This is a genomic window from Streptomyces sp. Edi4 (assembly GCF_040253615.1).
Classification (GTDB): domain Bacteria; phylum Actinomycetota; class Actinomycetes; order Streptomycetales; family Streptomycetaceae; genus Streptomyces.
In genome coordinates this window covers 1,989,660-2,013,177 of sequence record NZ_JBEJGY010000004.1, presented here as the reverse complement: position 1 = coordinate 2,013,177, position 23,518 = coordinate 1,989,660, and the positions used below count along the sequence as shown (strand labels likewise).

Annotated in this window: 19 protein-coding genes; 11 read left to right on the top strand and 8 right to left on the bottom strand. The window is 71.5% G+C overall.

Annotated features, from left to right (window positions below; translation table 11 throughout):
- Positions 1-374: 374 nt before the first annotated feature.
- Entirely contained in the window at positions 375-3,515 is a 3,141-nt protein-coding gene (gene ileS / locus ABR738_RS11150) for an isoleucine--tRNA ligase (RefSeq protein ID WP_350229807.1), read from the bottom strand.
- Positions 3,516-4,091: 576 nt separating this feature from the next.
- On the opposite strand from ileS, the gene ABR738_RS11145 reads away from it, so the two are divergent.
- The 5 genes from ABR738_RS11145 (at position 4,092) to ABR738_RS11125 (ending at position 9,202) form a co-directional block, all read left to right on the top strand.
- Positions 4,092-5,324, top strand: coding sequence for a TraR/DksA family transcriptional regulator (locus ABR738_RS11145; RefSeq protein WP_350229806.1), 1,233 nt, complete (start codon positions 4,092-4,094; stop codon positions 5,322-5,324).
- Positions 5,325-5,385: 61 nt separating this feature from the next.
- Complete coding sequence (gene lspA / locus ABR738_RS11140) at positions 5,386-5,964, top strand: signal peptidase II (protein WP_350229805.1); 579 nt, start codon at positions 5,386-5,388, stop codon at positions 5,962-5,964.
- Positions 5,965-6,088: 124 nt separating this feature from the next.
- Complete coding sequence (locus tag ABR738_RS11135) at positions 6,089-7,030, top strand: RluA family pseudouridine synthase (protein WP_350229804.1); 942 nt, start codon at positions 6,089-6,091, stop codon at positions 7,028-7,030.
- Positions 7,027-7,488 (top strand): GNAT family N-acetyltransferase, encoded by a 462-nt coding sequence (locus ABR738_RS11130; protein ID WP_350229803.1) that lies wholly within the window; start codon positions 7,027-7,029, stop codon positions 7,486-7,488. The genes ABR738_RS11135 and ABR738_RS11130 overlap by 4 nt, the downstream gene beginning before the upstream one ends.
- Before the next feature lie 127 nt (positions 7,489-7,615).
- The gene (locus ABR738_RS11125; RefSeq protein ID WP_350229802.1) at positions 7,616-9,202 is read left to right on the top strand and encodes a Na+/H+ antiporter; all 1,587 of its coding nucleotides are present in this window, start codon (positions 7,616-7,618) and stop codon (positions 9,200-9,202) included.
- A gap of 22 nt (positions 9,203-9,224) precedes the next feature.
- Here the strand turns inward: ABR738_RS11125 and ABR738_RS11120 are convergent, their stop codons facing one another.
- The gene (locus ABR738_RS11120) at positions 9,225-10,301 is read right to left on the bottom strand and encodes a mechanosensitive ion channel family protein (RefSeq protein WP_350229801.1); all 1,077 of its coding nucleotides are present in this window, start codon (positions 10,299-10,301) and stop codon (positions 9,225-9,227) included.
- A gap of 30 nt (positions 10,302-10,331) precedes the next feature.
- Here ABR738_RS11120 and ABR738_RS11115 point away from each other — a divergent pair, with 30 nt between their 5' ends.
- Positions 10,332-10,907, top strand: a complete 576-nt coding sequence (locus ABR738_RS11115; RefSeq protein ID WP_350229800.1) for a dienelactone hydrolase family protein — start codon at positions 10,332-10,334, stop codon at positions 10,905-10,907.
- 88 nt (positions 10,908-10,995) lie between these two features.
- On the opposite strand, the gene ABR738_RS11110 is transcribed toward ABR738_RS11115, so the two are convergent.
- From ABR738_RS11110 to ABR738_RS11100, 3 genes are all read right to left on the bottom strand, one after another.
- Positions 10,996-11,808 (bottom strand): DsbA family protein, encoded by an 813-nt coding sequence (locus ABR738_RS11110; RefSeq protein WP_350229799.1) that lies wholly within the window; start codon positions 11,806-11,808, stop codon positions 10,996-10,998.
- 50 nt (positions 11,809-11,858) lie between these two features.
- On the bottom strand, positions 11,859-12,548 hold the full coding sequence (locus tag ABR738_RS11105) for a hypothetical protein (RefSeq protein WP_350234525.1): 690 nt from the start codon (positions 12,546-12,548) through the stop codon (positions 11,859-11,861).
- A 126-nt stretch (positions 12,549-12,674) separates the two neighbouring features.
- The gene (locus ABR738_RS11100) at positions 12,675-14,003 is read right to left on the bottom strand and encodes a DUF2252 domain-containing protein (RefSeq protein ID WP_350229798.1); all 1,329 of its coding nucleotides are present in this window, start codon (positions 14,001-14,003) and stop codon (positions 12,675-12,677) included.
- A 273-nt stretch (positions 14,004-14,276) separates the two neighbouring features.
- Here ABR738_RS11100 and dnaE point away from each other — a divergent pair, with 273 nt between their 5' ends.
- Positions 14,277-17,822: a DNA polymerase III subunit alpha gene (dnaE, locus tag ABR738_RS11095; RefSeq protein WP_350229797.1), complete on the top strand. Its 3,546-nt coding sequence runs from the start codon at positions 14,277-14,279 to the stop codon at positions 17,820-17,822.
- A 71-nt stretch (positions 17,823-17,893) separates the two neighbouring features.
- Here dnaE and ABR738_RS11090 read toward each other — a convergent pair whose 3' ends face one another.
- Positions 17,894-18,073 carry a hypothetical protein gene (locus ABR738_RS11090; RefSeq protein WP_350229796.1) on the bottom strand — a complete coding sequence of 60 codons (180 nt, stop codon included), beginning with the start codon at positions 18,071-18,073 and terminating at the stop codon, positions 17,894-17,896.
- Between the two features lie 264 nt (positions 18,074-18,337).
- Between ABR738_RS11090 and ABR738_RS11085 the strand changes: the two genes are divergently transcribed.
- From ABR738_RS11085 to ABR738_RS11070, 4 genes are all read left to right on the top strand, one after another.
- Positions 18,338-19,591, top strand: a complete 1,254-nt coding sequence (locus tag ABR738_RS11085; RefSeq protein WP_350229795.1) for an NYN domain-containing protein — start codon at positions 18,338-18,340, stop codon at positions 19,589-19,591.
- A 74-nt stretch (positions 19,592-19,665) separates the two neighbouring features.
- Positions 19,666-20,673: an ABC transporter ATP-binding protein gene (locus tag ABR738_RS11080; RefSeq protein ID WP_350229794.1), complete on the top strand. Its 1,008-nt coding sequence runs from the start codon at positions 19,666-19,668 to the stop codon at positions 20,671-20,673.
- On the top strand, positions 20,670-21,515 hold the full coding sequence (locus ABR738_RS11075; RefSeq protein WP_502964065.1) for an ABC transporter permease: 846 nt from the start codon (positions 20,670-20,672) through the stop codon (positions 21,513-21,515). Before ABR738_RS11080 ends, ABR738_RS11075 begins: the two co-directional genes overlap by 4 nt.
- 34 nt (positions 21,516-21,549) lie before the next feature.
- Positions 21,550-22,182 (top strand): DUF2567 domain-containing protein, encoded by a 633-nt coding sequence (locus ABR738_RS11070; RefSeq protein WP_350229793.1) that lies wholly within the window; start codon positions 21,550-21,552, stop codon positions 22,180-22,182.
- A 42-nt stretch (positions 22,183-22,224) separates the two neighbouring features.
- Here ABR738_RS11070 and ybaK read toward each other — a convergent pair whose 3' ends face one another.
- A complete protein-coding gene (gene ybaK, locus ABR738_RS11065; RefSeq protein ID WP_350229792.1) occupies positions 22,225-22,719 on the bottom strand; it encodes a Cys-tRNA(Pro) deacylase in 495 nt (164 codons plus the stop codon).
- 17 nt (positions 22,720-22,736) lie between these two features.
- Positions 22,737-23,516 (bottom strand): LON peptidase substrate-binding domain-containing protein, encoded by a 780-nt coding sequence (locus tag ABR738_RS11060; RefSeq protein ID WP_350229791.1) that lies wholly within the window; start codon positions 23,514-23,516, stop codon positions 22,737-22,739.
- Between the last annotated feature and the right edge of the window lie 2 nt (positions 23,517-23,518).

Sequence of the window (23,518 nt, the reverse complement as noted above, 5' to 3'; positions counted from 1 at the left end):
TTCCCCACCCCTTCCCTTCCCGCTGTGACACCGCGCGGTAGCCGCAGGGCCTCCGGGGGTATGTGCGTCGCCTGCGGACCGTGCTCGCTTCTCGCGCGGTTCCCCGCGCCCCTGGGCTACTCGGTGCCGGTCGGCGCGGACATCTTCAGCCTGTCCGGCGTTTGAGGACAAGCGCCCTCAAGGCGCGGACGGGGTCTGGGGCGGAGCCCCAGGGTTTGGACCTCGGCCCATTCATGACCCCGGAGGGTTGCGGGAAGGGGCGGGGTGGGGCCACTCCCCGGATCTGGGGTGGATCCCCAGGGAGCCCGGGGCCGCGTAGCCGAAAGCGGCCCACCCCCCCCGGTCGGGGAAGGGCGGGCCGCTCGTAAGGGGCGTTACGCCTTGCGCAGGCGGAACGTCAGGGACAGGGGCTCGTCGGTGAAGGGCGAGCCGTAGGAGTCGTCGGCGTCCCCGGCCGCGTAGTCCGTCGCCAGGACCTCGTCGGCGATCAGGTCGGCGTGGGCCGTCAGGGCCGAGGAGACCTCCGGGTCGGCGGACTCCCAGCGCACCGCGATCCGGTCCGCCACGTCGAGCCCGCTGTTCTTGCGCGCCTCCTGGATCAGCCGGATCGCGTCCCGGGCCAGGCCCGCGAGCCGCAGCTCCGGGGTGATCTCCAGGTCGAGGGCGACCGTGGCGCCGGAGTCGGACGCCACCGACCAGCCCTCACGCGGCGTCTCGGTGATGATGACCTCGTCGGGCGCGAGGGCCACCGACTCGCCGTTCACCTCGACCGACGCCGTGCCCGTGTCCCGCAGCGAGGCGGAGAGCGCCGCCGCGTCGGCCGCGGCGACGGCCTTGGCCACGTCCTGCACGCCCTTGCCGAAACGCTTGCCAAGGGCCCGGAAGTTGGCCTTGGCCGTGGTGTCGACGAGCGAGCCGCCCACCTCGGACAGGGAGGCCAGCGACGACACGTTCAGCTCCTCCGTGATCTGCGCGTGCAGCTCGGGGGAGAGGGCGTCGAAGCCCGCCACGGCGATCAGGGCCCGCGACAACGGCTGGCGCGTCTTGACACCGGACTCCGCGCGGGTGGCGCGGCCCAGCTCCACAAGACGGCGCACGAGCGCCATCTGCCGCGAGAGCTCCGGGTCGATCGCCGAGGTGTCCGCCTCCGGCCAGGTCGCGAGGTGGATGGACTCCGGCGCGCTGGGGGTCACCGGCACCACCATGTCCTGCCAGACCCGCTCGGTGATGAACGGCGTCAGCGGCGCCATCAGACGCGTGACGGTCTCGACCACGTCGTGCAGGGTGCGCAGCGCGGCCTTGTCGCCCTGCCAGAAGCGGCGGCGCGAGCGGCGTACGTACCAGTTGGAGAGGTCGTCGACGAAGGAGGAGAGCGCCTTGCCCGCCTTCTGGGTGTCGTACGCCTCAAGGGCCGAAGTGACCTGCTCCACCAGCGAGTTGAGCTCACTCAGCAGCCAGCGGTCCAGGACCGTGCGGTCGGCCGGGGCCGGGTCCGCCGCGCTCGGCGCCCAGGAGGACGTACGGGCGTACAGCGCCTGGAAGGCGACCGTGTTCCAGTACGTCAGGAGCGTCTTGCGCACCACCTCCTGGATGGTGCCGTGGCCGACCCGGCGCGCGGCCCACGGGGAGCCGCCGGCCGCCATGAACCAGCGCACCGCGTCCGCCCCGTGCTGGTCCATCAGCGGGATCGGGTCCAGGGTGTTGCCCAGGTGCTTGGACATCTTGCGGCCGTCCTCGGCGAGGATGTGGCCCAGGCACACCACGTTCTCGTAACTGGACTTGTCGAAGACCAGGGTGCCGACCGCCATCAGCGTGTAGAACCAGCCACGGGTCTGGTCGATGGCCTCGGAGATGAACTGCGCCGGGTAGCGGGACTCGAACAGCTCCTTGTTCTGGTGCGGGTAGCCGTACTGCGCGAACGGCATCGAACCCGAGTCGTACCAGGCGTCGATGACCTCGGGCACCCGTACCGCTTCGAGCGCGCAGCCCTCGGCGGTGCAGGTGAACGTGACCTCGTCGATGTAGGGGCGGTGCGGGTCGAGCGAGGACTGGTCGGTGCCGGTCAGCTCGGTCAGCTCCGCGCGCGAGCCGACGCACGTGAGGTGGTTGTCCTCGCAGCGCCAGATGGGCAGCGGCGTGCCCCAGTAGCGGTTGCGGGAGAGCGCCCAGTCGATGTTGTTCTTCAGCCAGTCCCCGAAGCGGCCCTCCTTGACCGACTCGGGGAACCAGTTGGTCTTCTCGTTCTCCCGCAGCATCGCGTCCTTGACGGCGGTGGTGCGGATGTACCAGGACGGCTGCGCGTAGTACAGCAGCGCGGTGTGGCAGCGCCAGCAGTGCGGGTAGCTGTGCTCGTAGGGCACATGGCGGAAGAGCAGGCCGCGCTCGTTCAGGTCCTCCGTCAGCTTCTCGTCGGCCTTCTTGAAGAAGACGCCGCCGACCAGCGGCACGTCCTGCTCGAAGGTGCCGTCGGGGCGGACCGGGTTCACGACCGGGAGTCCGTACGCCTTGCAGACCGCGAGGTCGTCGGCGCCGAAGGCGGGGGACTGGTGGACCAGACCCGTACCGTCCTCGGTCGTGACGTACTCGGCGTTCACGACGTAGTGCGCCTCTGCGGGGAACTCGACGAGCTCGAAGGGACGCTGGTAGGTCCAGCGCTCCATCTCGGCGCCGGTGAAGCGCTCGCCGGTGACCTCCCAGCCCTCGCCGAGGGCCTTGGCGAGCAGCGGCTCGGCGACGACCAGCTTCTCCTCGCCGTTGGTAGCCACGACGTAGGTGACCTCGGGGTGGGCCGCGACCGCCGTGTTGGACACCAGCGTCCACGGCGTCGTCGTCCACACCAGGAGGGCCGCCCGGCCCGCGAGCGGGCCGCCGGTGAGCGGGAAGCGGACGAAGACCGAGGGGTCCACGACCGTCTCGTAGCCCTGCGCCAGCTCGTGGTCGGAGAGGCCGGTGCCGCAGCGCGGGCACCAGGGGGCGACACGGTGGTCCTGGACGAGCAGGCCCTTGTTGAAGATCTCCTTCAGGGACCACCACACGGACTCGACGTACTGCGGGTCCATGGTGCGGTAGGCGTCGTCCAGGTCGACCCAGTAGCCCATGCGGGTCGTCAGGTCGGCGAAGGCGTCGGTGTGGCGGGTCACGGATTCGCGGCACTTGGCGTTGAACTCGGCGATGCCGTACGCCTCGATGTCCTTCTTGCCGGTGAAGCCGAGCTCTTTTTCGACCGCGAGCTCGACGGGCAGGCCGTGGCAGTCCCAGCCGGCCTTGCGGGCCACGTGGTAGCCCCGCATCGTGCGAAAGCGCGGGAAGACGTCCTTGAAGACGCGGGCCTCGATGTGGTGGGCGCCCGGCATGCCGTTGGCGGTGGGCGGGCCCTCGTAGAAGACCCACTCGGGGCGGCCCTCGGACTGCTGAAGGCTCTTGGCGAAGACCTTGGACTGCTCCCAGAAGTCGAGCACGGCGTGCTCCAGGGCGGGCAGGTCTACCTGGGCGGGCACCTGGCGGTACTGCGACATCCGTTCATCCTCCGGCGGATCGTCGTGCGGCTCCGTCGAAGGGACGAGAGCGGGCCCACGTGGGGCGCTCCCGCGGTACCACCCTCCTTGGCGGTGTGCAGGAACACCGCCCCCTCATTGGGTCGCGAAGCCGGTTCTACTGGACGCCCCGCCGCATGCCGCGTGCGCGGAGTCGTTCTTCCGGCGGCTCGGGGGTGATCTTCACCGCGCGCTCACCTCCGGGCTCACACCGTCCCCGGATCGCTCTTGGCTGCGTACGCCGCTACTCGTCCCGTCCACGCCTCTCGCTGGGCCCAGTGTACGGGGCCGCGAGCGGGGAGGCTCACAGGTTTTGAGCGGGGCCGCGCGGGGGCGGCGCGTGACCCGAATGGCCACACGCCGGTCCACGAGCTCCCGCTCCGCCCGTCCGGCGGATTACGGGGCCGGGAGCTGGGCACAACCGATGAGGGTTCGCCGCGCCGCCGGGTCCGGGGCGGGGCGAACCGGCGGCGTGCCCCGTTGCCGCGGGCCTGGAGTCGATTTATCGTCCCAGCACGATTCGCGAGCAAGATCACAATATGTGAAGGGGCCGCGGCCATGGTGGCGAAGAAGACCGCCGTAGAGACCACAACGGCGTCCGGGCAAGCCAGTGCCACACGTGCTGCCGCAGGTGCCACCACGGGCTCGGCGGACCAGGCGGACCAGGACGACAACGGTAAGAAGAGCGCCGTCGGCAAGAAGAGCGCCGCGGGTAAGAAGACGACGGCGCAGAAGAGCGCGGACACGGCGACAGCCGCGAAGGGCGCCGCGAAGAAGGGCGGCGCGGCCAAGAAGACGGCCCGGGCCAGGAACACAGGGGTCGTCACGGAGGCGGACGCCCACGAGTCGGCGGCGCCCGCCAAGAAGACGGCCGCCACCAGGAACACGGGGGTCGCGACCGAGCCACACGCGAAGGGGCACGGCGCGAAGGAGCACGAGGAGAAGGGGCACGAGGAGAAGGGGCAGGACGCGCAGGCACACGACGCCGGCCCGCACGACGCGGACGCGCACGACGCCGACGCGCACGACCAGCGCGGCGCGGGAAAGCGCACGGTCGCCAAGAAGACCTCCACCAAGAAGACCGCCACCAAGAAGACCGCCGCCAAGGAGGCCGCCGGCAAGAAGGGCGGCTTGGCCAAGAAGTCCGGGCCGGGCGAGGCAACCGGGACGGCGCGGGCCGCGTCCGACAAGGCGACCGGCAAGTCGGCGCCGGCGCCGAAGTCGGCCGGGACGGGTGCGAAGAAGGCCGCGACCGCGGCCGAGGGGGCGGCTTCGGCCGCGCAAGAGACGGGAGCCAACAAGGTGGTTGCGAAGAAGAGTGCGGCCGGTACCGCGGCCGGTACCGCCGAGGCGTCGGCCGTACCGGCGGCCCGCGCCGTCGTCACGGCCGCCCCTGGCGAGCTTCCGGTCCGGCCGGGGGAGGACCCCTGGACGCCGGAGGAGGTCGCCGAGGCCCGCGAGGAGCTGTCGGGCGAGGTGCGGCGGCTGCGCGACGAGATCGAGGCGTCCCAGGCCGCGCTGGCGGGCCTGATGCGCGACTCGGGCGACGGGGCCGGCGACGACGACGCCGACACCGGCACCAAGAACATCACCCGCGAGCACGAGATGGCGCTCGCCGCCCGCGCCCGCGAGACCCTGGAGCAGTCCGAGCACGCCCTGGAACGGCTCGACGCCGGCACCTACGGGTACTGCGAGGTCTGCGGCAAGCCGATCGGCAAGGCCCGCATGCAGGCGTTCCCGCGCGCCACCCTGTGCGTGGAGGACAAGCAGAAGCAGGAACGGCGGGGCTGATCCCGCACAGGGGTGCCGTACTCTCGTGCTCAGTCAGGCACCTAGCGGTTGAGGGACTCACGTGGCAGAGGCGGAGCGCGTCATCGGTACGCCGAATGTGCAAGGGGAAGGCGAAGGGGCCGACGGCCAGGAGGCCCCTTCCGAGCGGCCGAAGGGCAAGCGGAAGATCGCCGTGCTGTTCGTGGTGGCGGTCGTCGCCTACCTCCTCGACCTCGGCAGCAAGACGCTCGTGGTGGCCAAGCTCGAAAACCACGAGCCGATCAGCATCGTCGGCGACCTGCTGCAACTGAACGCGATCAGGAACGCGGGCGCCGCGTTCGGGATCGGCGAGGCGTTCACGGTGATCTTCACGATCATCGCGGCGGGCGTGGTCGTGGTGATCTCGCGCCTCGCGCGCAAGCTCTACAGCCTGCCCTGGGCGATCGCCCTCGGTCTGCTGCTCGGCGGTGCGCTCGGCAACCTCACCGACCGGATCTTCCGCTCGCCCGGCGTGTTCAAGGGCGAGGTCGTCGACTTCATCGCCCCCAAGGACTTCGCGGTCTTCAACCTCGCGGACTCGGCGATCGTCTGCGGCGGCATCCTCATCGTGATCCTCTCCTTCCGGGGCCTGGACCCGGACGGCACCGTCCACAAGGACTGAGCCCGCCCGGAGCCGCCCCGGAGCCCGCCCGCCGCCTCGCCGCACCGCTCCCAAGCAGCCCGCTCACCGCCCGCCCACCGGACGCGCGGCGGGCGCTGTCGGCGCGGCAAGGCATACTCGACGGGTGAGTACGATTCCCGAGATCCGCACCCTGCCCGTTCCCGACGGCCTCGAAGGCGAGCGCGTCGACGCCGCCATCTCCCGCATGTTCGGGTTTTCCCGTACCAAGGCGGCCGAGCTCGCGGCGGCGGGGAAGGTGCAGGTCGACGGCGCCGTGGTCGGCAAGTCCGAGCGGGTGCACGGCGGGGCGTGGCTGGAGGTCGAGATGCCGGGGGCCGCCGCCCCGGTGCAGATCGTCGCCGAGCCCGTCGAGGGCATGGAGATCGTCCACGACGACGACGACATCGTCGTGATCATGAAGCCGGTCGGCGTCGCGGCCCACCCGAGCCCCGGCTGGACCGGCACCACCGTCATCGGCGGTCTCGCCGCCGCCGGCTACCGCATCTCCACCTCCGGCGCCGCCGAGCGCCAGGGCATCGTGCACCGCCTGGACGTCGGCACCTCGGGACTGATGGTCGTCGCGAAGTCCGAGCGGGCCTACACCTCGCTGAAGGCACAGTTCCGCGAGCGTGTCGTCGACAAGCGCTACCACGCCCTGGTCCAGGGCCACCCGGACCCGATGAGCGGCACCATCGACGCCCCGATCGGGCGCCACCCCAACCACGACTACAAGTGGGCCGTGACCGCCGAGGGCAAGCCGTCCGTCACGCACTACGACCTGATCGAGGCCTTCCGCGCCGCCTCCCTGCTCGACATCAAGCTGGAGACGGGCCGTACCCATCAGATCCGCGTGCACATGTCGGCCCACCGCCACCCCTGCGTCGGCGACCTCACCTACGGCGCGGACCCCACGATCGCCAAGCGCCTCAAGCTGACCCGCCAGTGGCTGCACGCGGTCAGGCTCGGCTTCGAGCACCCCTCGGACGGCCAGTGGGTCGAGTTCGAGAGCGTCTACCCGGCCGATCTCCAGCACGCCCTCGACACCATCCGGGCCGAGAGCGAGTGACGGCCTTCACCGTCCGCCGGGCCGAGGGCCCGGCCGACGTGGAGGCCTGTTTCGCGGTGCGCGGGGCGGTCTTCGTCGTCGAGCAGCGCGTCCCCGAGGACGTGGAGTACGACGCCTACGACGCGATCGCGCTGCACGTCCTGGCCGTCGGCCCGGGCGGTCCGCTCGGCACCGGGCGGCTCCTGTACGGTCCCGGGGCGCGGGCCAGGACCGGCGGCCCCGGCATCGGCTCGCTCGGCCGCCTCGCCGTCACCCGGGAGGCGCGCGGCCTCGGCGTCGGCGCCGCTCTGGTGCGCGCCCTGGAGGACGCAGCGGTGGAGTGCGGCCTGAGCGCGGTGGACCTGCACGCGCAGACGCACGCGCTGGGCTTCTACGAACGGCTCGGCTACGAGGCGTACGGCGAGGAGTTCCCCGACGCGGGCATCCCGCACCGGGCGATGCGGCGGGCGCTTCCTTAAGACGGCGGACGACCGCCGCCCCGCGCTCCCCTTTGGGTCCCGATGGGCGGTTCGGCCCGGTTGCGTGGCACGCTTGAGGTCTTGATCGTCAAGGCCGCCCAGGCCCGCACCGCCCGGAGGGGACCCCGTGGACCAGCTCGCCCTGCTGCTCGTGCTCCTTCTCGGCGCGGTGGTGACGGTCCCGCTGGGTGAACGCCTTGGGCTGCCGGCGCCCGTGCTCATGACGCTCGGCGGCATCGTCATGGCGCTGCTGCCGTTCGTGCCGAACGTGACCATCGAGCCGGAGTTCATCCTGCCGCTGGTGCTGCCGCCGTTGTTGTACGCGTCCGTGCAGCGCACCTCCTGGCGGCAGTTCACCGCGAACGTCCGGCCGATCTTCCTGCTCGCCGTCGCCCTCGTCTTCGTCACCACGGCCGCCGTCGCCGCCGTCGCCAACTCCATCGTGCCGGGCCTGCCGATCGCCGCGGCGGTCGCGCTCGGCGCGCTCGTCGCCCCGCCCGACCCCGTCGCCGCGACGGCCGTGGCCGGCTCGCTGGGGCTGCCGCGCCGTCTGGTGTCGATCCTGGAGGGCGAGGGCCTGTTCAACGACGTGACCGCGATCGTGCTCTATCACGTGGCGATCACGGCGGCCGTGACCGGCAGCTTCTCCTGGGCGTCGGCGGCGGGCAAGCTCGTGCTCTCCGCCGTGGTCGCCGTCGTCGTGGGTCTCGCGCTCGGCTGGCTCGCCAACAAGCTGATGGGTCTGCTCGGCGACCCCACGCTCCAGATCGGTCTCACCCTCCTGGTCCCGTTCATGGGCTACGTCCTGGCCGAGGAGTTCGGCGGCTCCGGGGTCCTCGCGGTCCTGACCGTGGCGCTGTTCCTCGCCGAGCACACGATGGACGCCGACGACGTGCAGGGCAGGCTGGCCGGCGCCACGTTCTGGGAGATCGTCGACACCCTGGTGACCGGCGTCGCCTTCGGCCTGATCGGGCTCGAACTGCACAACGTGTTCGGCACCGCCACCGGCCGCCAGGCGCACATGTTCGGCTGGGCGGCGGCCGTGGTGGGCGTCGTCGTGGGCGTACGGCTGCTGTGGCTGCTCCCGGCGACCTGGCTCGCCAAGCGGCTGCACAACAAACGCGACTACGACGAGGAGATCCCCACGTCCTGGCGCGAGACCATCGTCATGTGGTGGGCCGGCATGCGGGGCGTGGCCTCGGTCGCCCTCGCGCTCGCCATCCCGCTCAAGACCGACGCGGGCGCGCCCTTCCCCGGCCGTGACGAGATCATCTTCATCGCCTTCGCCGTGATCATGACAACCCTCGTCTTCCAGGGCCTCACCCTGCCCTGGCTGGTCAGGCGGCTGGGCGTACGGGCCGACACGGACGCCGAGCGGGTCCTGGAGCGGGACCTCGCGATCCGGGCCGCGAAGGCCGCGAAACGGCGTCTGAAGGAGATCCAGGACGTCGAGGAGCTGCCCGAGGAGGTCATGGAGCAGCTGCACCGGCGCGCCTACGACGTCGGCGCGCGGATCAGCCCCGACATGGTCGACGAGGAGCGCCGCTCCGCGTACGCGAAGCGGGTGGAGCGGATCAGGGCCGTGCAGCGCATCCAGCGCGAGATGATGTCGGCGGCCCGCCACGAGGTGCTGTCCGCGCGCAGCGAGCCGGGCGCCGACCCGGAGATCGTGGACCGGGTGCTGCGACAGCTGGACGTCCGCAGCCTGCGGTGAACGGACCGCCCCCGAAGCCGCGCTAGGGCCGCCGGTCCTCGACCGCCGGACTGGGCAGGGGAGTTGAGGGCCGGTCCTGGGTGGTGATCCTCGGCAGCGCGTACGGGTGCTCCTCGTACAGCCACGCCACCAGCTGTTCGCGGACGGTGACCCGTACCGTCCAGATGTCGTCCGCGTCCTTGGCCGTGACGACCGCGCGCACCTGGATCGTGGACGGTGTCGTGTCGGTGACCGCGAGCGAGAAGTCCCGGCCGTCCCAGGCCGGGCACTCCTTGAGGATCACGGCGAGCTGTTCGCGCATCAGGGGGATCGGCGCCGAGTGGTCCAGGTGGAAGAAGACGGTGCCGGTCATCTGCACGCCGCCGCGCGACCAGTTCTGGAACGGCTTGCTGGTGAAGTAGGACACCGGCATGGTCAGGCGGCGCTCGTCCCAGGTGCGCACCGCGAGATACGTCAGCGTGATCTCCTCGACGACGCCCCACTCGCCCTCGACCACCACTGTGTCGCCGAGCCGCACCACGTCGCCGAAGGCGATCTGGAGCCCGGCGAAGAGGTTGCCGAGGGTGGACTGGGCGGCCACACCGGCGACGACACCCACGATGCCCGCCGAGGCCAGCAGGGACGCGCCCGCCGCCCGCATCGCGGGGAAGGTGAGCAGCATCGCCGCGATCGCCACCACCATGACGATGGCGCTCACCACGCGCTGGATCAGCGTGACCTGGGTGCGGACCCGGCGGACCCGGGCGGGGTCGCGTGTGGAGGTGGCGTAACGGGTGTAGGAGGACTCCACGACGGCCGTCGCGATCCGCACCACGAGCCAGGAACTCGCGCCGATCAGAACCAGCGTGAGGAACCGGCCGAGACCCGCGTCGTGCTCCTGGACGGGGCGCCATTTGATCTGGTCGTAGGACCCGCGCAGGATCGCGGTGAGCATGACGACGTTCAGCGGTATGCGGCAGCGGCGCAGCAGACCCCACAGCGGGGTCTCGCGGTCCCGGGCGTCGGCCCGGCGCAGCAGTCGGTCGGCCAGCCATCCCACAACGAGCGCGAGGACGACCGAGCCGCCGATGACGATCAACGGACGCAGTACGTTCTCCATGCCCTCGACCGTAACTGGCACGATGGCCTCATGAACATCATGCTTTTCCATTCGGTCTACGGCCTGCGTCCCGCCGTGCGGGAGGCGGCCGAGCGGCTGCGGGCCGCGGGGCACGAGGTGCACGTCCCCGACCTGTACGACGGCCGGACCGCCGAGAGCGCCGAGGAGGGCAGGCAGGTCAAGGACGAGATCGGCACGGACGAGCTGCTGAAGCGGGCCATCGCGGCCGCCGCCCCGCACTCCGAGCGAGGGCTCGTGTACGCGGGGTTCTCGCTCGGCGGCTCCATCGCGCAGAACCTGGCGCTCGGGGACGAGAAGGCCCGGGGGCTGCTGCTGTTGCACGGCACGTCCGACATGGCCGAGAACACGTCCGTTGACGAGCTGCCCGTCCAGCTGCACGTGGCCGACCCCGATCCGTTCGAATCGGCGGACTGGCTCAACGCCTGGTACTTGCAGATGCGGCGGGCCGGCGCGGACGTGGAGATCTACCGCTACCCGGGCGCGGGGCACCTGTTCACCGACCCCGGCCTCGCGGACTACGACGAGGCCGCCGCCGAGGAGACCTGGCACACCGCGCTCGGCTTCCTCGACAGCCTCGGCGCGTAACCCCGGGCCCTGAACGGGCGGTAGGGACCCCCGGGTCCCTACCGCCCGTCGCACGCGGCCCCGGTGCGAGAGCCGCCCGGTCAGCCGGTCAGCTCTTGAGGGCCTTGTCGATGGCCGAGCTGTACGTCGCGGCGTCCATCGGGGCGTTGTCCGACGCGCCGTCGGTGATCTTCTTGCCGTCCATCTTCAGCGTGGGCGTGCCCTGGACGCCGCTGCTGTTGAACTTGTCCGACATGGTCAGCGCCCACTTGTCGTAGGTGCCGTCCTGCACGGCCTTCTGGAAGGCCGCGTTGCCCTTGAGCGCGGGCACGGTGTCCGCGATCTGGATCAGATAGTCGCGGTTCTTGAACTTGTCGTCGGTCTCCTCGGGGTGGTACTTCGCCGAGTAGAGCGCCGACTTGTAGTCCAAGAACGCGTCGGGGCTGACGTTCAGGGCGGCGCCGAGCGCGCTCAGGGCGGTCTTGGAGCCCGTGCCGGGGCTGCCGTTGTCGATGAACGTGGCGCCGATGAACTGGATCTTGTACTTGCCGGCGTCGACGTCCTTGCGGATCGTCGGGCCGACGATCTGCTCGAACTGCGAGCAGATCGGGCAGCGCGGGTCCTCGTACATTTCGAGGGTCTTCTTCGCGTCCGCCTTGCCGATGACGACGGTCGTGCCGTCCTTGCCCGAGGTGTTGGCGGGCTTGACCAGCGACCTGTCCTTGGCGGCCTCCCACGCGGAGGGCTTCATGGCCTCCTTGATGAGGTAGGCACCGCCGCCCACGACGGCGAGGACGGCGACGACGGACACACCCACGATGATCTGGCGGCGGGTCTTGGCCTTCTTCGCCTCGCGCTCGCGCTCCGCTCGCAGCCGCTCGCGGGCGGCGGCCTTGTTGGCCTGGCTGTTGCGGGTACTCATGATCTTTTTCTCCGGATGGCAGATGGGGAAGGGGGAGGGGGCTGCTGTGCTCAGACCAGGCCGAGCGGGCAGCGGGGCGGTCCCCTTCGGGCCACGGAGTGCACCAGGAAACGGGTGCGGGAGGGGCCGGGCCGATGGTACGCGGGGCGCGCGACCGGGCGGGCGCCGTCGAAGGCGGCGCGCACCACGGCGGCCGCGACCAGCAGCGGCCGGAACGCGTGGTGGCCGACCGCGCGCAGCAGCCGGGCGAGCGCCGCCTCGCCCCTGCGCAGCCACAGGGCGGCGAGCAGCCCGACGGACACATGGGCCGCGAGCAGCAGCCAGGGCACGGCCGGGCCCGGGTGGGTCAGCAGCGCGGCCGCGTTCGCCGGGGCGGGCACCGCGCCCAGCGCCCCGCCGCCCAGCGTTCCGCCCCCGCACAGCACGTCGACGCCGACCGCGCGCAGCGCACCCGCCACGGGGCCGCCCGAGGGTCCGTAACAGACGTGCTGGCCGGTGGTGAAGAGGGTGTCGGCGGCCAGTTCGAGTGGGACGAGCGCGCCCGCGATCGCCCAGAAACCGCGCTCGCGCCCGGCCAGCGCGTAGGCGATGAAGAAGACGGCGCAGGCCGCGCCGGTCACCAGGGAGAGCGGCAGCGGGACGCGCGAGAGCAGCACATGGGACGCGGAGGACAGCGTCACGACGAGCGCCGTGAAAAGCGCCGCGCGTGCCGCTCTGAGCCGCGTCCCTGATATGTCCATCGCGGGTGAGTGTGCCATGCCGGGCCGTATGCCGTACCTAAGAGTTCGGTGAGACCCGTGGGGACGGTCCGTGCCCGGCCCTCGCGGACCCGGCCGCCCGCCCCGCACAGCGCCCGGCGCGGCCCTCTACAGGCCCGGGATCCGGCCGTTGCGGAACAGGTCGACGAAGATCTGGTGGTCCGCCCTGGCCCGCGCCCCGTAGGCGTGCGCGAACTCCACGAGCAGATCGCCGAAGCCCGCCTCGTCGGCGGCGATCGCCGCGTCGATGGCCCGCTCGGTGGAGAACGGCACGAGCTCGGAGTGGCCGCTCTCGTCGTCGGCGGCGGCGTGCATGGTGGCGGTGGCCCGGCCGAGGTCGGCGACGACCGCCGCGATCTCGTCGGGGTCGTCGATGTCGGACCAGTCCAGATCCACCGCGTAGGGCGAGACCTCGGCGACCAGCTGGCCCGCGCCGTCCAGCTCGGTCCAGCCCAGCCATGGGTCGGCGGCGGCCTGGAGCGCGCGCTGCGAGATCACCGTGCGGTGCCCCTCGTGCTGGAAGTAGCCGCGCACCGCCGGGTCCGTGATGTGCCGCGAGACCGCCGGGGTCTGAGCCTGCTTGATGTAGATCACCACATCGTTCTCCAGGGCGTCGCTGTGCCCTTCGAGCAGGATGTTGTACGAGGGAAGGCCCGCCGAGCCGATCCCGATGCCGCGCCGCCCCACGACGTCCTTGACGCGGTAGGAGTCCGGGCGCACCAGGCTCTCCTCGGGCAGCGTCTCCAGATAGCCGTCGAAGGCCGCGAGCACCTTGTAGCGGGTCGCCGCGTCCAGCTCGATCGAGCCGTCGTCCTCGGTGAAGCGGCGCTCGTGGTCGCGGATCTCGGTCATCGAGTCGAGCAGCGCGAACCGGGTGCGGGCGCGGGCGTCGCGCAGCGCGCCGAGCAGGGGGCCCTCGGCCGTGTCCAGCGTGAAGGGCGGGACCTCGTCCTCCTTGGCGCCCGAGGCCAGCGCGCGGATCCGCTCGCGGTAGGCGGTGGCGCAGGTGCGCACCAGGGCGGTGATCTGCTCGTCGCCGAGCGCCTTGGTGTAGCCGATCAGCGCAAGCGAGGCCGCCAGGCGCTTCAGGTCCCAGGTGAAGGGGCCCACGTACGCCTCGTCGAAGTCGTTGACGTTGAAGATCAGCCGGCCGTTGGCGTCCATGTACGTGCCGAAGTTCTCGGCGTGCAGGTCGCCGTGGATCCAGACCCGGCCGGTGCGCTCGTCCAGGTAGGGGCCGCCGTGCCGCTCGTTTTCCAGGTCGGAGTAGAACAGGCAGGCCGTGCCCCGGTAGAAGGCGAACGCGGAGGCCGCCATCTTGCGGAACTTGACCCGGAAGGCGGCCGGGTCGGCGGCCAGGAGTCGGCCGAACGCGGTCTCGAAAACGGCGAGTATCTCTTCGCCGCGCGCCTGCGCGCTGGGCTGCGGGACCGACATCGCTGGGTGCCTCCTGGTGCGTACTGCCTTGATCACGGTCAACACGATCCGGACGGGGTGTGCCCCTTCCAACGCGCGACCGTACCCCCAAGTGCCCGCGCCGCGCGCCCGGCCGCAGGTCCGCTCAACCGATCCTCGCCGCCGCTCCCGGCCGGCCGGCCTCGCAGGGGAGCCGCGCGCCGCACTTCCCCCTCGGCTGTCGGTGCGGCGACGTAGACTCCGAGGCTGTCCCCCCGCTTCGCGAACCCCCCTTTGCCGTTGGAGGCCCCAACCGTGACTGGCACGTCCAAGACACCGTTCACGCACCTTCACGTCCACACCCAGTACTCGCTGCTGGACGGTGCCGCGCGGCTCAAGGACATGTTCGAGGCCTGCAACGAGATGGGCATGACGCACATCGCCATGTCCGACCACGGCAACCTCCACGGGGCGTACGACTTCTTCCATTCGGCGAAGAAGGCGGGCGTCACGCCGATCATCGGCATCGAGGCGTACGTGGCGCCCGAGTCGCGGCGCAACAAGCGCAAGATCCAGTGGGGCCAGCCGCACCAGAAGCGCGACGATGTGTCCGGTTCGGGTGGTTACACGCACAAAACGATCTGGGCGGCGAACAAGACCGGTCTGCACAACCTCTTCCGGCTCTCCTCCGACGCCTACGCCGAGGGCTGGCTCCAGAAGTGGCCCCGGATGGACAAGGAGACCATCTCGCAGTGGTCCGAGGGGCTGATCGCCTCCACCGGCTGTCCCTCCGGCGAGGTCCAGACCCGGCTCAGGCTCGGTCAGTTCGACGAGGCGCTGCGGGCGGCCTCCGACTACAAGGACATCTTCGGCGAGGGCCGGTACTTCCTGGAGCTGATGGACCACGGCATCGAGATCGAGCGCCGGGTCCGCGACGGCCTGTTGGAGATCGGCAAGAAGCTGGGCATCCCCCCGCTGGTCACCAACGACTCGCACTACACCTACGCCCACGAGGCGACCGCGCACGACGCGCTGCTGTGCATCCAGACCGGCAAGAACCTCTCCGACCCCGACCGCTTCCGCTTCGACGGCACGGGCTACTACCTCAAGTCCACCGACGAGATGTACGCCATCGACTCCTCGGACGCCTGGCAGCAGGGGTGCGCCAACACCCTGCTCGTCGCCGAGCAGATCGACACGAGCGGCATGTTCGAGGCCAAGAACCTCATGCCGAAGTTCGAGATCCCGGACGGCTACACCGAGGTCACCTGGTTCCAGGAGGAAGTCCGGGTCGGCATGGAGCGGCGCTATCCGGGAGGTGTGCCCGAGGACCGCCAGAAGCAGGCGGAGTACGAGATGGACATCATCATCCAGATGGGGTTCCCGGGATACTTCCTGGTCGTCGCGGACTTCATCATGTGGGCCAAGAACAACGGCATCGCGGTGGGCCCCGGCCGCGGTTCGGCGGCCGGTTCGATCGTCGCGTACGCGATGGGCATCACCGACCTCGACCCCATCACCCACGGGCTGATCTTCGAGCGGTTCCTCAACCCCGAGCGCGTCTCCATGCCCGATGTCGACATCGACTTCGACGAGCGCAGGCGCGTCGAGGTGATCAGGTATGTGACGGAGAAGTACGGCTCCGACAAGGTCGCCATGATCGGCACCTACGGAAAGATCAAGGCGAAGAACGCCATCAAGGACTCCGCGCGGGTCCTCGGCTACCCGTACGCGATGGGTGACCGCCTCACCAAGGCGATGCCCGCCGACGTCCTCGGCAAGGGCATCGACCTCTCCGGCATCACCGACCCCAAGCACCCGCGCTACAGCGAGGCCGGCGAGATCCGGGGGATGTACGAGAACGAGCCGGACGTCAAGAAGGTCATCGACACCGCCAAGGGCGTCGAGGGCCTGGTCCGGCAGATGGGTGTGCACGCGGCCGGCGTGATCATGTCCAGCGAGCCCATCGTCGACCACGCGCCGATCTGGGTGCGGCACACCGACGGCGTGACCATCACGCAGTGGGACTACCCGCAGTGCGAATCGCTCGGCCTGCTGAAGATGGACTTCCTTGGCCTGCGCAACCTCACCATCATGGACGACGCCGTCAAGATGGTGAAGGCCAACAAGGGCATCGACCTGGAGATGCTGTCGCTTCCGCTCGACGACCCCAAGACCTTCGAACTGCTCTGCCGCGGCGACACCCTCGGCGTCTTCCAGTTCGACGGCGGCCCGATGCGCTCGCTGCTGCGCCAGATGCAGCCCGACAACTTCGAGGACATCTCCGCCGTCTCGGCCCTGTACCGGCCGGGCCCGATGGGCATGAACTCGCACACGAACTACGCCGAGCGCAAGAACGGCCGCCAGGAGATCACCCCGATCCACCCGGAGCTTGAGGAGCCGCTCAAGGAGACGCTGGGCCTGACCTACGGCCTCATCGTCTACCAGGAGCAGGTCCAGAAGGCCGCCCAGATCGTGGCCGGCTACTCGCTGGGCGAGGCCGACATCCTGCGCCGCGTGATGGGCAAGAAGAAGCCCGAGGAGCTGGCGAAGAACTTCGTCCTCTTCCAGGCCGGCGCCCGCAAGAACGGCTACTCCGACGCGGCGATCCAGGCCCTGTGGGACGTGCTGGTCCCGTTCGCCGGCTACGCGTTCAACAAGGCGCACTCCTCGGCGTACGGCCTGGTCACCTACTGGACCGCGTACCTGAAGGCGAACTACCCCGCCGAGTACATGGCGGCGCTGCTCACCTCGGTCAAGGACGACAAGGACAAGTCGGCCGTCTACCTCAACGAGTGCCGGCGCATGGGCATCAAGGTGCTCCCGCCGAACGTGAACGAGTCGGTGCACAACTTCGCCGCCCAGGGCGACGACGTGATCCTCTTCGGCCTGGAAGCCGTCCGCAACGTCGGCACCAACGTGGTGGAGTCGATCATCCGCTCGCGCAAGACCAAGGGGAAGTTCAGCTCCTTCCCCGACTACCTCGACAAGGTCGAGGTGGTCGCCTGCAACAAGCGGACCACGGAATCGCTCATCAAGGCGGGCGCCTTCGACACGATGGGCCACACCCGCAAGGGCCTCACCGCCCAGTTCGAGCCCATGATCGACAACGTGGTGCAGGTCAAGCGCAAGGAGGCCGAGGGCCAGTTCGACCTCTTCGGCGGGATGGACGAGGGCGCCGACGAGCCGGGCTTCGGGCTCGACGTCGAGTTCGGCGACGTGGAGTGGGAGAAGTCCTACCTGCTGGCCCAGGAGCGCGAAATGCTCGGCCTGTACGTCTCCGACCACCCGCTCTTCGGCCTGGAGCACGTCCTGTCCGACAAGGCGGACGCGGGCATCGGCCAGCTCACCGGCGGAGACTACTCCGACGGCTCGATCGTCACCATCGGCGGCATCATCTCCGGCCTCCAGCGCAAGATGACCAAGCAGGGCAACGCGTGGGCGATCGCCACCGTGGAGGACCTGGCCGGCTCCATCGAGTGCATGTTCTTCCCCGCGACCTACCAGCTGGTCTCGACCCAGCTCGTCGAGGACGCGGTGGTGTTCGTCAAGGGCCGCCTGGACAAGCGCGAGGACATCCCGCGTCTGGTCGCCATGGAGCTGATGGTTCCCGACCTCTCATCGGCGGGCACCAACGCCCCCGTGGTCCTGACCATCCCCACCGTCAAGGTCACCCCGCCGATGGTCAGCAGGCTCGGCGAGATCCTGGGCCACCACAAGGGCAACACCGAGGTGCGGATCAAGCTCCAGGGCCCGCGCTCCACCACGGTGCTGCGCCTCGACCGGCACCGGGTCCAGCCCGATCCGGCCCTCTTCGGTGACCTGAAGGTGTTGCTCGGCCCGTCCTGCCTGGCCGGCTGAGCCGGCGGCCCTCCCGTGGACGAGAAAGGGACGCACCCCAAGGGGTGCGTCCCTTTCTCATGAGACGACGGTCAGTTGTGACCGAAGCGGCGCTGGTGCTTACGGGCAACATCCGCCGGGCTGCCCTGGCCCTGCGACTGCGGCATGGCCTGGGTTTCGAAGGCGGTCGACTTCGCCTGCTCCTGGCCGCGCTCGGCGGCGCTGGAACGGTCCTGCTGACTGCCCGACTTGCGGTTCTTGTTCTTGGCCATGGTGCTGCCTCCTGTGGGGGAACTCGGGGCCAGGGCCGCTGTCAGACTCACACAGATGGACAAACGCCGCATTTCGGATCATTACCGTGCGTGAGGGGGAGCGGCGCCCCAATCCGCCACGCCGATGATCGAGTTCCGGTGCTCAACCCTCGCGCGGTCGGGCAGACTCGAAGGAAACCCCGAAGTCCGCTCGGTGATCTTCCGCACCCCGCGCCCGCTGTGTTTTTTCCTCGGCTTTTCCGTTCCCGAAAGAGGGTGGAACGCATGGACCGCTGCGTCGTCCTGGTGGATGCCGGTTACCTGCTCGGTGCCGCCGCGAGTCTGCTCGCCGGAGAGCCGGCCCGTTCCCGCATCACCGTCGACCATGCCGCCCTGATCCAGGGGCTCCGCGAGCGCGCCGAGGCCGACACCCAGCAGCCGCTCCTGCGCATCTACTGGTTCGACGGCGCCCCCGACCGGGTTCCCCAGCCCGAACACCGCCGCCTGCGGGTGATGTCCCGGGTGACGGTGCGCCTGGGCGCCCTGACCCGCAGCGACGGGCGCTGGGCGCAGAAGGGCGTCGACGCCGCCATGCACGCCGAGCTGACCGAACTCGCCCGCAACCGCGCCTGCTCGGACGTGGTCCTGGTGACCGGCGACGGCGATCTGCTGCCGGGCCTGATGTCCGCCAAGGAACACGGCGTCGCCGTGCACCTGTGGGCCGTGCAGGCCGCCGACGGCGACTACAACCAGTCCGAGGACCTGGTCGCCGAGGCCGACGAGCGCCGGGTGCTCGACCGCGCCTGGATCACCCGGGCCGTACGCGCCAGAGACCTCACCGGCATCTGCGCCCCGGCCCCCGCGCCCCGCCCCGAGATCGCCGCCATCCTCTCCGCGCCCCTGCCCGAGTCGGCGCTCGCCGCCTCCGCCGAGCGGGCCGCCGAAGCCGCCCAGGCCGCCGCCGGCCGGGGCGCCCCGGCCCCCGCCGAGGCCGCCGGCGAGAACGGCGCCGCCGCGCCCGCCCCGGCCGGCGCCAAGGGCGTACCCACCCCCAAGGACCTGGCGTCCCTGCGTGCTCCCGGCGCCGCCGCCACCGCGCCCGCCCCGCCCGCCTCCGCCACCCTGCGCTGGTCCTCCGACAAGGGCTGGGTGGAGCGCCCGGGCTCCGCGCTCGGCGAGTCCCCCGAGACCGCGTCGCTGCCCACGCTCGCGCAGCTCACCAGCGCCGAACAGCGCTGGGCGGATCGCGAGGAGGACATCACCACCGTCGGCGGCGACCCCTACGAAGTGGGCCAGGTCTTCGCCCGGCGCTGGATGGAACGGCTCCCCGAGCCCACGCACGTACAGAAACTGTCCACGATGTACCCGCGCATCCCGCACCGCATCGACGGTGAACTCCTGCGCTACGCCGCCCGGTTCGGCCTTCTCGCGCACAAGGACGACCAGATCGACGAGCACGACCGGTACGCGATCCGGGCCGGGTTCTGGCGCGAGATCGACGTGCGGGCGGCCGCCGAGCACCAGCCGGCCGGCGAGTAGCCCCGCGCGCCCCGGACCGCGCCAAGCCGCCCCCGGGGCGGGACGGGTCGCTGGACCCCTTAGGCTCGTTCCCCGTGAGTACCGGCACAGCAGCGGCACGGGCCGGCACCGCTTTCGCGGTGCGGGGCCTGGTCAAGACGTACCCCGCGACGCGGGGCGGACGAGGTGCGCCCGGTACGCCCGAGGTCCGGGCCACCGACCGCGTCAGCCTCGAGGTGCGACGCGGCGAGATCTTCGGGCTGCTCGGCCCCAACGGCGCCGGCAAGTCCACACTCGTACGCCAGCTGACCGGGCTCATGCGGCCCGACGCCGGGACGGTCGACGTGCTCGGGCACGACCTGGTCCGCCACCCCGAACGGGCGGCGCGCCTCATCGCCTATCTCGGCCAGGAATCCACCGCGCTGGACGAGCTGACCGTCTCGCTCGCCGCCGAGACCACCGGCCGCCTGCGCGGTCTCACCCTGCGCGAGGCCCGCGCCGAACGCGACGCCGTACTGGCCGAACTCGGCCTTGACGACATCGCCACCCGCCCGCTCAAGAAACTCTCCGGCGGCCAGCGGCGCCTGGCGTGCTTCGCCACCGCCCTCGTCGGCGAGCGACCCCTGCTGGTCCTTGACGAGCCCACCACCGGCATGGACCCGGTGGCCCGGCGCGCCGTGTGGGCCGCCGTCGACCGCCGCCGGGCCGAGCGCGGGGCGAGCGTGGTGCTCGTCACCCACAACGTCATCGAGGCCGAGACCGTGCTCGACCGGGTCGCCGTGATCGAGCGCGGCAGGGTCATCGCCTGCGACACCCCCGCCGGGCTCAAGGCCCGCGTCGCCGACGAGGTGCGGGTCGAGCTCGTGTGGCGCGACCGCGCCCCCGTGGAGGTCCCCGAGGTCGCGGCGCTGCGCGCCGAGGCCCAGGAGTCCGGCCGGCGCTGGACGCTGCGGCTGAGCCCCGAGCGGGCCCGCGCCGCGGTCGCCACCGTCACCGGCGGTCCCGCCTTCGCCGCCCTCGACGACTTCACCCTGGCCACGCCGAGCCTCGAAGACGTCTACCTCGCCCTCGGCGGCCGCACGGAAGGGCTGGTGAAGGCGTGAGCGCCATTCCCCTGGAGAGCACCGTCGAGACGGCCGGCGGCCGGGCCCCGGCGAGCGGGACCGCCGAGCGCCCCGGGGCGACCGACGCCACCCCGCTCGCCCCCCGCGCCCGCCTGGGGCCCGCCCTCGCCGCCGTCTACCGCGCCCAGCTCTCGCGGGCCAGGGTCGCCCGCATCCCGCTGCTCTTCGTCGCGACGTTCCAGTCCGTCGGCATCATGATCCTGATGCGGGGCGTGGTGGACGGCGGCGACGAGGCCCGCGCGGTGGTCGCCGGCTCCAGCGTCCTGGTCGTCGCCTTCGTCGCGCTCAACCTTCTCGCCCAGTACTTCGGCCGTCTGCGGGCCGACGGCGGCCTCGACCACTACGCGACGCTGCCCGTGCCCCCCGCGTCCGTGGTCCTCGGCACGGCCGCCGCCTACGCCTCCTTCACCGTGCCCGGCACCGCCGTCACGGCCGTCTTCGGCTGCCTGCTGTTCGGGCTTCCGCTCGGGCACCTGTGGATCCTGGCCGCGGTGATCCCGCTCTGTGGCGCCGCCCTTTCCGGGCTCGGCGCGGCCCTCGGGCTGCTCGCGCCCCGCCAGGAACTCGCCACCCTCTTCGGTCAGTTGGGGATGTCGGCGGCGCTGCTGCTCGGCGTGCTCCCGGCCGGCCGGATGCCCGCGCCCATCGCATGGGCCCGCGATCTGCTGCCCTCCACCTACGGCGTGGAGGCCTTCGCGCGAAGCTTCGACGCGCGCCCCGACTGGGCCCTGGTCGGGCTCGACCTCGGCGTCTGCGCGGCCGTGGGTGTCGTCTCGCTGGCCGTGGCGGCGTGGGCCTACCGCCGGGCGGCGGTCCGGTGAGGCAGCGCACAGACACGCCTGGCACGATGGCAGGGTGACCGCGCCTTTGACACCGCCCCATCAGCAGCCCCCGGGCAACGACCCGTGGACAACCCCCGCCGGGGGCGCCCGCCCCGAAACCGCCGGCGCGGCGTCCGCCGTGAAGAAGGACGTACGGGACGCGGTGCTCGTCGCCCTCGCGGTGACGGTGGCCGGGGTGGTGCTCGGGCTGCTGTGGCTGTGGCTGGCCCCCCGGGTGCCGCTCGTCGCCGACGACAAGGCCGTCTTCCTCAAGGACACCGAGGGGGAGGAGGCGATCGGCGGGGACGGAACGTTCATCCTGCTCGCCCTCGGACTCGGCGCCCTGAGCGCCGCCGCGGTCTTCCTCTTCCGCCGCAAGGGCGGCATCGCCCTGGTCGCAGGGCTCGCGGTCGGCAGTCTGCTCGGCTCGGTCCTCGCCTGGCGCCTCGGCATCTGGCTCGGTCCGAGCCAGGACGTGGTCGCGGCGGCGAAGGCGGCCGGCAAGGGCGTGACCTTCGACGCCCCGCTTAAACTCGACGCCAAGGGCGCCCTGCTCGCCTGGCCGATCGCCGCCATGGCCGTCCATCTGGGCCTCACGGCCCTGTTCGGGCCCCGCGACCCCGAGCCGGCCTGGCAGGTGCCGCCGCTGGACGCGGGCGGCCAGTGACCCGGCGCCCCGGCCTCTGAGACGCCCGGGCCAAGGGTCGGCCTAGCCGCGTCCGATCGGGGCGAGCAGCGCTCCCGTGAGGGCCGCCAGATCCGCCGGGGCCAGCTCGACCTCCAGGCCGCGCCGGCCCGCCGACACGCAGATCGTGGCGTGCGCGGACGCCGAGTCGTCCAGGACCGTGGGCAGCTTCTTGCGCTGCCCGAGCGGGGAGATGCCGCCGCGCACATAGCCGGTGGTGCGCTCGGCGGCGGCCGGGTCGGCCATGGTCGCGCGCTTGCCGCCGACCGCCGAGGCCAGCGCCTTGAGGTCGAGCGATCCGGCCACCGGGACCACCGCCACCGTCAGCTCGCCGTCCACGTCGGCCACCAGCGTCTTGAACACCCGCTCCGCGCCCACCCCGAGCGCCCGCGCGGCCTCCTCGCCGTAGGAGAGCGACGCCGGGTCGTGGGCGTAGGCGTGGACGGTGAACGCGGTGCCCGCCTTCGTCAGGGCCACCGTGGCGGGGGTGCCCCCGCTCTGCTGCTTCTTCTTGGCCAACGCGGCGCTCTTTCCGGTCAGTTGGGGCTGGTCGGGGTCCGCGTCAGATCCACCGCGGGCAGCGAGGGCAGATGGCGGATGACCGCGGTCTCCGCGCGCAGCAGGTGCAGTTCCTCGCGCAGCCGGGTCGCGGTGTCGGGCGCCTGGAGCAGACGCTGCTTGGCGGGGACGTCCAGGACGGCGGCGGCCGCGACCAGATAGGACACCACCGAGGGCTCGTCCGGCAGGTCGGCGGTGCCGGCAAGCGAGCGCTCGCGGGCCCCCGCGAGCCGCTTCTGGTAGGAGCGGAACGCGCGCAGCACGCCCTCGGCGAGCGCGCCCGCCTCCTCGCCCGGTTCTTCCGCCAGCTCCTCGTACTCGGCCGTCAGATAGGGCCCGCTCGCGTCGACCGACAGGATGCGGATCCGGGTCGTGCCGGTGGCCAGCACCTCGAAGCTGCCGTCCGGGCGCTCACGGATGGTGGCCGCGTCCGCGACGCAGCCCACCCGGTGGAAGGCCTGGACGGGGTCGGCGCCGAAACCGGCCGCCGCGCCCTTCTCGGGCCGCGCGGTCTGGTCGGGAAGGCCGGGCGCGGTCGGCGCGACCTCCCGGCCGTCCCTGATCGCCACGACGGCGAAGCGGCGCGGCTCGTCGCCGGCCCCGCCCGGGGAGCCGGGCGAGCCGGCGGTGTCGGTGCCGGTCTTCAGCAGATCGCGCATCATGGCGCGATAACGCTCCTCGAACACGTTCAGCGGCAGGACGAGGCCGGGGAACAGGACCGAGTTGAGCGGGAAGAGGGGGAGGCGTGCGGTGGTCACAA